This window comes from Gottfriedia acidiceleris, from assembly GCF_036421055.1.
Taxonomy (GTDB): domain Bacteria; phylum Bacillota; class Bacilli; order Bacillales; family Bacillaceae_G; genus Gottfriedia; species Gottfriedia acidiceleris_C.
Genome location: NZ_JAZGQS010000006.1, coordinates 265332 through 277532 on the forward strand (window position 1 = coordinate 265332; position 12201 = coordinate 277532).

Sequence of the window (12201 nt, forward strand, 5' to 3'; positions counted from 1 at the left end):
GGAGTGGCTTTATGGGAAATCTTGACCCAAGCTTAATGAGAGAATTTTGTGGTAAAGTTTGTGATCCTCGCAAGTTTCCACGCATTTATAGTATTCTTCGATCATATCGTAAAAATGATTTAAAAAGCCGAGAAGGTGCATGCCATATGATCGATCGACTATCGGATTGCTGTAGTGTAACAATTACTGCAGAACAACGCGAAAACGCTGCTCAATGGCTAATGAATTGTGGCGTTAACCCACAAGATCCTGATCACCAAAGAGAAATGTGGAATATGATAAAAAGCAGTAGAAGACGTTCTTGGTTTTAAATAATTGCAGACAGTACTTTTTAATATTTTTTAAATAAAAGGCCTATAAGCTTCCTCTTTTGAATTACTAAGGGGAATTTTATAGGTCTCTTTGTTTTGTTAATTCTTTTAACTTGCAAAAATGTATTTCAAAAAGTATATTGTAATTACAAAATAAAACGGTACGTATCGTTTTGTTTTTGACTGTCGACTTTATAATAAGGAGTTGAAACCAATTTGACAGGAAAGAAAAAAGAACCTCGTAGTAGAAATGCGATTCTTAATGCAACCATTGAGATGTTAGAATTAACCAATTATTCATCTTTAACAATTGAAGCAATTGCTTCAGAAGCTGGAGTCGGAAAAACAACTATCTATCGATGGTGGGAAAATAAAGCTTACCTTGTGTTAGATGCTTTTTTAATGACAGCAGATTCAGAATTTAAATTTAACAGCAATGATTCTATAAAGGATACCTTTTATCAACATATGGAAGCTTTAGCTCGTATTCTTAACAGCAAGATTGGAAAGTCAACATTAACCATAGTTACAGAGAATGAAGAAATTGCTAAGAAATTTTACACTTCATATCTTAACCTTAGAAGAAGTGAAGCAAAACATTTACTTCAAACTGCGATGGATAAAGGTGAAATCCAATCCACAATCAATTCGGATGTAGTTTTAGATATGTTATATGGTCCTATTTACTTCCAGATACTCATATTTAAAAAAGTTCCAGATGAAGACTATATCAACGAATTATTAAACCATGTTATGAAGGGAATTAGTATCCTAAGTCAATCTTAAAACAGGAGGATTTTTACTGGTGATTCAACCGGAAATTACAACATCGTACAATAAGAATTATTTTTTAATAACCACGATATTATTTTGGTGTGGTTTAGTTATTTTAACGAGCATGTATATTACTATTCCTTTAACAAGTGTATTTATCCAATCCTTTCAGATTAGCTCTTCTCAAGCAGCTTGGATTGGAAGCTCATTTTCTCTATGTTATGCACTAGGGTGTCTCCTTTACGGACCATTTTCCGACAGATATGGACGAAAAGTCTTTTTAGTAACGAGCATCAGTGTGTTAACAGTGGTTACAATTGCCATTGGATTTGTAGACAATTTTTACGGATTTATTATCCTAAGAGGGGTTCAAGGGATTGTAGCTGCTGCGTTTGCTCCAATTTCATTAGTATATGTAGGGGAAATGTTTCCTCCCCAAAAAAGGCTAACAGCTATTGGATGTATCAGTTCAGGGCTTCTTATGGCAGGCATAGTGGGACAAGTGTTTAGCGGACTTGTAAATGAGTATTTAGGATGGCACGCTATTTTCTTTATTTTAGGAATTTTGTATTTTGTCACTTCCCTAATCGTTATAGGAATTCTTCCAAAAGATGAAATACTAAGAACAAAAGAAAATGTACTTATTAAGTTTAAACAAATGACAACTCTACTAAAACAAAAACAGTTACTATTAGCTTTTTCTATCACGTTTATGCTCTTATTATCTTTAGTTGGAATGTATACCCTACTGGGAAGTTATTTAAGTTCGACTAAGTTCGCACTTACTAACAAGGAGATCCTAAATATTCGAGCAGTTGGGATCGTTGGGATGTTTCTATCACTGTTTTCCGGAAAAATTGCACAAAAAACTGGAATTAAAATTGTTCTCAGAGGGGGATTAGCTTTGGCTACTGTTGGACTGATTACTATGGGTCTTAACTCTTACTTGCCATTAATTGTCCTAATGAGTGTAGTATTTGTAGCCGGTATTGCAGTTGTAACTCCTATAATCATCTCAATTATCAGTCAACTAGCTGGGGATGCTAGGGGAAGTGCTATTTCGTTTAACGCATTTATTCTCTTCCTTGGTGCTAGTACTGGTCCGATTATAGCAATTTACTTACTAAAAATAGAGCAATATTTATTTTCTTTCGGAATCCTAGGTGCCATTCTCTTAGTAGGTTTTTTATTATCCTTTTTTATCAAATCTGCTTCTACGGTAACTTCTAAGAGTAAACTAGAACGAAATTCCTAAACTTTTTAATCCAAGATTTTCTAAACTAGGGTTACACTTGTTTTATTTATAAACTCTATTGTGTCTAATCAAAAGTTTACTTTTTTTGATGGCCTTTACTACTTTAACTAAATACAATCTTTATATAAAAAAGGCGTCTCGAGTCAGTTAACCTAACTTTTGGAGACGCCATTTTTTTGTTTTTAAGGAAACAAATAGACGATCACTGAATTTTCCACCGTGATCGTCTATTTATTACTTATCTAAATCAATTTTAGTTCCAGGGCGGACAGTCCAGGAAGGATTTTTTCCTACTTTATCCCCTTCCTTTACTCCTTTGAGAATGGCAATATATTTCCCTTGTTTTTGTCCTGTTTTAACTTTTTGTTTATAAATGGTTCCTTTTTTAAGTACATACACATATTTTGATTTTCCTGATCCTTTAACGCTCGTCTGAGGTATTGCTAACAGATCCTTTGATTGTACGACTACTTCAAGATTTGTTTCATAGCCAGGATATAAATTCTCTTGTGAATCTAGCGTTGCTCTAAAAGTGTAATATGGTATAGCTTCTTTTTTGGAATTCTTATCTTGGTTGGTGGATTGTTCATTCATAGGATAGTTACTTACCTCTGAAATGCTTCCTTTCCAGCTCTTATCGGTAACTACCTTTGAACTGACTTTAATTGTTTGGCCTGGCTCAATTTTTGCTTTCTCTTCTTCTGTTAGCTTTCCTTCAATTTGAAAAGGTTCGTTTGAAGCAATTTGCATAATTGAGATTTGTTGTTTATCTGTTGCTTTATAACCTTGACCGATACTTTTGTTCAAGTTAAGAACTACCCCATCATTATTACTGTTAACAGTTAATGATTTTTGTTGTGCTTTCAGCTTTTCCGCTTCAAGTGTATATTGTTCTACTTTTAGCTGTGCAGCATTTAGCTCTTCTTTTGCAGTATTAAGTTCAGTTTGTAGCGACTGAATCTCTGGTGTATTTGTTGTATTCGTTGCATTTTTATCTGTATTATTTGCATCAGTTGGATTAGATGTTGATGTTGATGCTGAAATAGCATTTTGAATTTCTTTCTCTAATGATGCAATTTGGTCGTTTTTTTGCGTAACAGTTGTTTCTGCTAGCTTCTTATTAACTTCTGCTTGTCCTATTTCAGCTGCTATAGTTGTATCTTCATAAGAAAAAAGTTTTTGCCCTTTAGTGACAGTATCTCCTTCTTTAACAAAAATCTCATTTATAGAACCTTTAGTTGGATTAACGTAAATTGTTTCAGTATGGCTTTGTACGACACGACCAGACACAGTTTCAGTTTTGGTAAAACTTTTTACCGTTGGACTGATAAACTGTAATGTTTTAGATTTACTTTCTCTAATTTCTACTACCGCTACGCTAAGAACCACAGAAACGATTAAAAGAACAATGATTCCCATTACAATAAATTTCTTCTGACGTGGCGTAATTTCTTTTACTTGTTCTTTTTCTTCGTCAATTCTTTTCGCCGTTTCCATAAAACTCTTGCCCCTTCCTTATCTTGCCAAAAACTTAATACGACTTCTCCTATATCTATTGTCTATTGTTTTAAAAAGCGTTTCAAGGACATTTTTTAGAAAATGATAAATATTTAATATGTTTTTTTAATAAGCCTTCCATTTGTCCCTTTAATTTCATTATTTGGTTGATTTGACCAGATTAACATTATTTCAGAATATTCAAATTTCAATTCTCGAAAAATAATTTTATCGTTAATATTTTAATTTTTACCAGAATGGACGAATAATTAGTGTCTACTAAAAAAGTCACAGAACCCCTTGATGCATCTATGCATTTCCGCATAAACTTTCATTAATTTAATTAAAATTTAGTTTATATTAGATTAAACTATAATTTTTACAACATTCATACTATTATTGCGTAGTATTATTGAACTATGTTACAATACAAAAAATATCTTTGTAGAAAAGGATATTTCTTCAAAGATATGGGTCTTTTAAAAGTATTTCGTATTCGCGTATTCGCATTAGAAAGCGCTTGCGATAATTTCGAGGAATTGAAAGCCTTTCCTCTTTCAATTATGGGAATTAATACAACTCGCTCGTACAAATTGATTAGTTACTACGCACTCTTTTAAGCGGTGTGTAATTTATTTACTAAAAATACAGATTATTCACAAAAAGGGGGAGTCTTTTGATGAATGCTTTTTTCAGGAAAAAGTCGATTGAACAGCTTCAACAGGATGGGGCTAAAAATACCGGACTTAATCGCGTTCTAGGTTTATGGCAACTGACTGCCATTGGTTTAGGCGGGATTATAGGTGTAGGTATTTTCGTATTAACCGGTGTAGCAGCTGCTGAACACGCTGGTCCTGCAGTTCTTTTATCGTTTATTATTGCTGGTTTAGCTAGCGCAGCAGCAGCATTGTGCTATGCAGAATTTGCTGGATTAATACCGGTAGCAGGAAGTGCTTATACTTACAGCTATGCTGTTTTAGGAGAAGGTACAGCTTGGTTAATCGGGTGGGATTTGTTACTCGAGTATGCCTTAGTAGTTGCAGTAGTAGCCATTGGATGGTCTGGCTATATGCAAGAGTTTTTATTACAAATGGGAGTTCATATTCCTGTATGGGCACAAGGCGCGCCTGGTACTGGAGCAGGTCACAAAGTTGACTTAATTGCCGTTTTAGTTAGTCTTGGAATTGCGGGCTTACTTACATTAGGAACTGAAATGGGTTCTAAATTTAATTCATTAATGGTTATCATCAAATTAGGCATTATTCTTTTAGTTATTGGCGTTGGAAGTTTTCATATTAATACAGCTAACTGGCACCCATTCATGCCTTTTGGTTTTCATGGCGTAATGAGTGGAGCAGCTTTAGTATTCTTTGCTGTATTCGGATATGACACATTAACTACTGCCGCTGAAGAAGCAAAAAGACCGCAACGTGATTTACCACTTGCAGTTATCATATCATTAGGTGTCGCTTTATGTTTGTATGTTGCAATGTCACTTATAATTACAGGTATGGCTCCGTATGAGACACTTAATAACGCAGCTCCTGTAGCAAAAGCTTTTAGTAACATTGGTATGAAGTGGATTACGTTAATCATTTCTGCCGCTGCAATTACAGGAATTCTATCAGTATTGTTCTCATTTATGCTGGCTGGATCACGTATTTGGTTCTCAATGAGTAGAGATGGTCTATTACCAAAATGGTTTACAAAATTACATCCTAAATATAAAACACCTTATCGTCCTACTATCTTAATTGGTTTAATTACGGCATTTGTTGCTGGTTTTACGCCAATTAACGAAGTTGCAGAATTAGTTAATATCGGAACGTTAACAGCATTTATCTTAATTTGTTCTTCTATTATTGTATTACGTGTAAAACGTCCTGATTTAAAAAGAGGATTCAAAACACCATTGGTTCCAATTATTCCAATAATCGGAATTGGATTTTCTGCTTATCTAATCGCCAGTCTTCCAGGTATTACATTTATTCGTTTTATTGTCTGGATGGCTATAGGACTTGTTGTGTATGGATTATATGGTAAGAAACGCAGTATACTAGGTACCATGAACAACAATAATAAAACTAAAATAAGCTAAAACAGCTCATAAATTATAGAAAATATTAAAAAAAGACTTATAATTAAAGAATGCCACAAGGAAATTAAATTTCCTTGTGGTTTTTTCGTTTATACAAATATCCTTCCAATAAATCCTATTCAAAACAAAAAGCATGTATCCGATCATAAACCGAATACATGCTCAAAATTCCTCGAATTCTAGTAAACTATTAAATCAAATTACTTTCTTGCTCCGTCTTTACCTACTTTATATTTACCGATTGTAGTATTTACAGCCATTACGCCAGATTTGTTGAAGTAATAATATTTACCACTTATCTTTTTCCAGCCATTATTAAACATTACTCCGTTTGGATCGAAGTAGTAGTGTTTAGAACCTAATACTAACCAACCAGTTTTCATTACTCCATATTTATCAAAGTAATAGTGTTTATTTCCTAATACTAACCAACTAGTTTTCATTACTCCATATTTATCAAAGTAATAGTGTTTGTTACCTAATACTAACCAACTAGTTTTCATTACACCGTATTTATCGAAGTAATATTTCTTACCATTTAATTGTAACCAGCTAGTTTTCATTACTCCATATTTATCGAAGTAATACTTCTTACCATTATAAGTTACCCAACTAGTTTTCATTACTCCATTATTATCAAAGTAATATTTTTTACCACTGATCGTTTGCATACCAGTTACTTTAACACCTTTGTTATTGTAGTAGTATTTTTTTCCATTTTCTACTACCCAACCAGTTTTAATTGGAGCATCTGCACGATTAATGACTACTTCCTTCACTGTTTCATTACCAGCAAGATCAGTCGCTCTTAACGTAATTTTATTTTGTCCTTCTTTTAACGGCACTGTTACTTCATAATCTTTGTTTAATGGTTTTACAACATCCACTGGACTGATTAATGGAACTTCAAATTCGTGGTTTTCACCAACGAAGAAGTTTAAGTAGCTATAGTTATCTTTTAAGTTTACTTTAAATGTAACTTCATCTACCTTTTTATCCACTCGTTTTGGAGCATTTAGTACATTAATTTCTGCTGCGTGAGTATCAACATAAATATGACGCGCAACTGAGAAGTTTTTGTTAGCAAAATCTGTTGCTTCTACTTGAACAGTGAACGGTCCATCTTGATTAAATGTTACCGTTGTTGAATAGTTGTAGTGTCCAGTCTTGGCATCAAAAGTAGTTGGAACTTCTTTTCCATTAACTTTAACTGTTTTGATACCAATATCATCTGTTACGAAGCCTTTAACTGGAACTGTGTTATCACTATAAGCTCCCCAAGGTTCTGGTGAGTTAGGAATATAATCGCCTGTTTTATCTTTTGAGCCATCCGTGATATACACTAACGGAAGATCGACATCACCAATTGTAGCGACATCTTCTGCCCCGTTACCTGCATAGTCCATAGCAACTACTTCTACTAAAGCTTTAGCTGGAGCATTAGATAGATCGAAAGAAGATTTTGTATTATCAGTTCGACCCTCTTCTTTTCCATTTACCCAAATACTATATAATTGGACTCCAGTTCCTTCGTCTGAACCTTCCCAAGAAACAATTTTCTTATCAGGATCATAAGTTGCTTTAATTGTTGGAGCATGAGTATCGATATAAACTGGAATTTTCTTAGACTGCCACTTTGCATTATTATAGCCAATTACAGATTTAATTTCGTAATTATAAAAACCATCAGGCATTACTTCACCATTTACTTTACCATCCCAAATAGTGGACTCACTATCGTTAAATGGTGTGGCTTTACCATTGTCATAGGCATTTTTTGTAACGTCAGATTGAGCACTTAAACGGCGAAGGAATTTGCCGTCTTTATCAAGGATATTATATTGTACTTCTGATGCATTTCTTAAGAATGATGGGAGAGCATTAATATCATCACCACTGTTATCGCCATTTGGTGAAAACGCGTAATAATTTTTCCCACCCTTTCCAGGAGCAGCTTCCAAGAATGTACTATCATAATCAGTTGTCATATCATGTGCATCATCGATATCATAATTCTTTTTAAAATACGGTTGTAAATCAAAATAACGAGTCTCACCAAGATCCTTAAAACCATCAACGATTGGCAGACTGTCCCACTTACCGTAGAAGCCTACGTATGGTGCAGTTAAGTTTGGATTACCATCTTTACCGATAAGATTTACAGATCCTTCTACGAAAATATTGTCATGAAGATCTGCTAAAATTTTCTTATCATCTTTATCGAATCCAGGAATTTTTGCATTCGTTAAATCAATTTTCACAGTGAAATCAACAGATTTACCCGCTGGAACTTTAACCGTTTCAGGAGCATCTATTTTCGCACCATCTAATGCACCTGTTTGAAGTGCATTACGATCAACAGTAGCAGTTTGATAGAATTCATCAGTTAAAGCATTTGTATCAACTTTATATTCAGCATCTTTATCAGAAATATTTTTTGCTGTGAAAGTCATTGATACTTGCTTAGATTGGAAATCTTTCAATTCGTACTTAGCTTCACCTGTTGACTTGTTATAGAAATAAACTGGTGTTGTAACAGCATTCTCGATTTGCATCATACCAGCACCTTGACGGCGTGGAGAGAATGGATGACCATCTAAATCATTAATAACTTTCGCAGTATTCATTAATAATACTTTTGCTAAGTGAGTACGTTGACTTAAGCTTAAAGAACTGAATCGTTTATCATTTTTCAAGTATTCTTGTACTAATGCAGATCCACCAGCTACGTGTGGAGCTGCCATCGATGTACCACTCATTACTTCGTATTGGTTGTTATTAACAGTTGAATAAATATTTCCACCTGGAGCTGTAATTTCTGGCTTTAACTCAAGGCTAGGCGTAACTCCCCATGAAGTAAAGGCTGTCATACGACCCATTTCAGGACTTTCATTTCTAGCTGTTTGGTTAACATGAATGGTTCCTGAACCATTAATCGAATTAAATAATGCTTCACCATCTGCTTTAGAGTTAATAAGCATCATTGGAACATCCCATCCACCTTGGTCAGCAAATTGAGTACCGTTATTTGCATTCCATACGATAATACCAGCTGCACCAGCTTGAGCAGCATATTTCGTTTTATCAGCAAAAGTATATGTACCACGTGCTACTAATACGATTTTTCCTTTAACATCTACACCTTTATAATCATCCGGTGCACCTAATTTGTATGTATCATCCGCTTTTTTACCTAGATTTACAACAGGAATATTTCCACCAAATTTATCTGATAGATTTTTCCAAGCATCAATCCCTTTACCAACAACAGTAAGATCTTTATTACCATCAACAGTAATCGCATGTTCATATAGATAAGCTTCATTACCAGAAGCTGCTACTGAGATTGTATCTTTATTCAGACCTGGAGCACCAGTTACACCGATATCAGGATTTTGTGATAATGGATCTCCCCATCCATAACCAATGTGGTTCGAGTTACCAGAAGAAACAGCACACACAATACCATTATCAACTGCACGAGTAATCGCAAGATCTTCTGCACTATTTGGCTCATAAGAAGATGCTACAGACCCAAGGCTCATGTTTAATACATCTGCACCTAGTTTAATAGAATCGTCAATAGCTGCAAGATAAATATCAGACCATGTAGATGGATAGCTTGGGTCATTACTGAATACCTTCATCGCAAGTACTTGCGCTTCTGGTGCAACCCCTTTTATTCCACCGTTTGCTTCGTCACCGTTAGCAGCCGTAATACCTGCTACGTGCATACCATGCATTGAAGCACCAGGTCCAAGATCTGTTACGATACTATTTTGGTCATAATAGTTATAACCATAAGGAACTTTATCAGTGTAGAATTTACCAGGTAATCCTTTATCTTTTACAAGTTGAGCTACTGAATCTTTTGTTAGGTCTTCTTTTGAAGGATCAGTTAATTTAAAGTCACGGTGAGTTGGGTCAATCCCTGTATCAATAATAGAGATAACCATTCCTTTACCGTCGAAGCCAGTATCTTTCCAAGTTTCTTTAGACTGGATAAATTGATGACTCTTCGTCATATCTGGAGTAGATGGCTCAGCTGTAGGACGATTGTATTCATTCGCTAAAAAAACATTTTTTACACCTGAAGTAGCTTCAATTTTTGCTACATCACCAAATTCAACTACACCACTGAAACCGTTAAATGCAGTTGAAAAATGTTTTTTATAATTAATGTTGACTCCTTTTGATTGTAGCTTTGATTTTACTGAACTTTGTTGGCTATCTACTTTTGCATAAAGGCTAGCCTTTTGATTTTCAGATAAGTCCTTAAACAATTTCCCTTGTTTTGTTGCGTATTCAACTGGTGACTGTCCGTCCACTTCAACGATAACGCGTACTTTATCTGACGCTTTTAAATTTGCTCTCGCTTCAGTTACTTTGTTCTTATTTTGTAATCCTTTAGTTTCCTGTGATTGTTTAATTTGCTCCAACTTTGATGCTAAATCACCAGGTCGGTAAGATTCAGCTGAAGTTGGTGAAACAAATGCTAAATTAGAAAGAGCAAGAGCTGACGCTAATGCATATGTAGTTATTTTACGATTCTTTTTATTATTCATTTCTTCGTTCCTCTCAAGAAAATTTTAAATAAAATAGATTAGTACATGATTTCTTAAAAAACTTCCCCTCTTTTTCAATACTGCAATTCGAGGAATATCGACATATAAATGAAAAAATTTCTCAATCAAGAACATGCCAAATTACCTCTAACCATTTCCAGCTAGCCCCCTAATATCTCCTTTCATCATACTTAACCCTATTAGTACCTAACTTTTTAATTTTTTTAATAAAGTTTTTAAGGAATAATAGATAAATTTAATTATTCTTCTTTTTTAGTCAAAATTCCTCTATAAAATTCAAAATATTTTAAAATTTTTAAAGTTTTTTTGCATTTTTTATAAAAATATGTAGATTTTTGTATTTTTATATCGTTTTTGAGCCCAATTATATAGATTTAAAGTTCTAGATAAAAGTATATTTCTAGATAAATACTCATAGAATCACTTTAAAAAACACAAGTCATTACAAGTCCTTTGAAGTGTTTGAGTGACAACTCTAAATATATATTTTTGCTAGCTCGAGATCAGCGAGTGACTCTATTAAATTAGATGTAATATAAAAGAGTTAAAAAAATAAAAAGGCAACATCCAAATGGATTTGCTGCCATAATTGTTGTTGGGTCCATCGTTAAAAATATTTGTACTGTATTTATCTGCAGTCATAAGAGCTTTGCCCTCATTTATATTTATTGCACCTTCAAAACCATGATTTATTTTTAATTACTTGTATTTTTCACCAATAATGATGGCACCGAAAACTGGATCATAAAGGGGGACAGAAAGTTCAACTTGGGGTAAAGCAACATTTAACTTCTCTTTTAGCGTATCGTAGTACTCAGTTGATTTCGTCAACAAACTTCCTGCCACAGATAGGCGGAAATTAATTGAACCCATTTGTCGACTAATTCCAATGACTAAACGAACCAACTTATCTAGTTCTCCTTCAACAATTGTACGAGCTGCTTCATCACCTTTTAACCATGCTTCTAAAACGATTGGCGTACATGAAGCTACCTTATCTACGGGAATTATATCTTCCATGTATAATAAATCCATAAAATCTTCCGGAGAATTCAACTTAAAATGAGCGAGCAATTTTTCGGTAAATGAAGTAGGAGCAATTACTTTGTCGTACTCATTCATTACAGCCGTGATTGCATGTAAACCGATTTTAAAACCGCCACCTTCATCACTTATTAATCCGCCCCATCCACCTGAGCGTATTATATTTCCTTTTGAGTCTACTCCCATCACAATGGAGCCTGTTCCAGCAATCATCAAAGCATCTTTTCGATCTCCGTTCCCACCAACAAGAGCAATTTCTGCATCATTCACTACTTTTAGCTGGCAAGTAAAACCACTTTCTTTTAATGCATTCAAGTAAATATCAATATCTTTCGGTCGATCTACTCCTGCAGAACCTAGTACAAGAATCGCATTTTGTAAACGCTCTTTAAAATAAGAAACAAGCGATTCATATATTTCACGAAATACTGGTCTCAGCCCTTCTACACCGATGTTGTTATAATTTGACATTCCAAAATTTTGATCAAATAACGTTTCACCATCTAGACGTTCTTTGACCATGACTCTCGTTTTCGTTCCTCCGCCATCCATTCCGATTATCAATCTATTCATTATGTGTTGACTCATCCTTTCGTTAAGCTTATAAGTTATCGTATCAATTTACTTACTTATACA

The 12201-nt window shown here is 34.2% G+C and carries 7 protein-coding genes; 4 read left to right on the top strand and 3 right to left on the bottom strand.

Annotation, left to right across the window (positions count from 1 at the left end; translation table 11 throughout):
- Positions 1-11: 11 nt before the first annotated feature.
- From RAH41_RS11765 to RAH41_RS11775, 3 genes are all read left to right on the top strand, one after another.
- Positions 12-311 carry a hypothetical protein gene (locus RAH41_RS11765; RefSeq protein ID WP_331222666.1) on the top strand — a complete coding sequence of 100 codons (300 nt, stop codon included), beginning with the start codon at positions 12-14 and terminating at the stop codon, positions 309-311.
- Between the two features lie 216 nt (positions 312-527).
- Positions 528-1097, top strand: a complete 570-nt coding sequence (locus tag RAH41_RS11770) for a TetR/AcrR family transcriptional regulator (protein WP_331222667.1) — start codon at positions 528-530, stop codon at positions 1095-1097.
- A gap of 19 nt (positions 1098-1116) precedes the next feature.
- Positions 1117-2340: an MFS transporter gene (locus RAH41_RS11775; RefSeq protein ID WP_331222668.1), complete on the top strand. Its 1224-nt coding sequence runs from the start codon at positions 1117-1119 to the stop codon at positions 2338-2340.
- 234 nt (positions 2341-2574) lie between these two features.
- Here RAH41_RS11775 and RAH41_RS11780 read toward each other — a convergent pair whose 3' ends face one another.
- A complete protein-coding gene (locus RAH41_RS11780) occupies positions 2575-3837 on the bottom strand; it encodes an efflux RND transporter periplasmic adaptor subunit (RefSeq protein ID WP_331222669.1) in 1263 nt (420 codons plus the stop codon).
- Positions 3838-4516: 679 nt separating this feature from the next.
- Here RAH41_RS11780 and RAH41_RS11785 point away from each other — a divergent pair.
- Entirely contained in the window at positions 4517-5935 is a 1419-nt protein-coding gene (locus RAH41_RS11785) for an amino acid permease (RefSeq protein ID WP_331222670.1), read from the top strand.
- Positions 5936-6135: 200 nt separating this feature from the next.
- Here RAH41_RS11785 and RAH41_RS11790 read toward each other — a convergent pair whose 3' ends face one another.
- Both RAH41_RS11790 and RAH41_RS11795 read right to left on the bottom strand, forming a co-directional pair.
- Positions 6136-10500, bottom strand: coding sequence for a S8 family serine peptidase (locus RAH41_RS11790; RefSeq protein ID WP_331222671.1), 4365 nt, complete (start codon positions 10498-10500; stop codon positions 6136-6138).
- A 720-nt stretch (positions 10501-11220) separates the two neighbouring features.
- Positions 11221-12138 (bottom strand): N-acetylglucosamine kinase, encoded by a 918-nt coding sequence (locus RAH41_RS11795; RefSeq protein ID WP_331222672.1) that lies wholly within the window; start codon positions 12136-12138, stop codon positions 11221-11223.
- Positions 12139-12201: the final 63 nt, after the last annotated feature.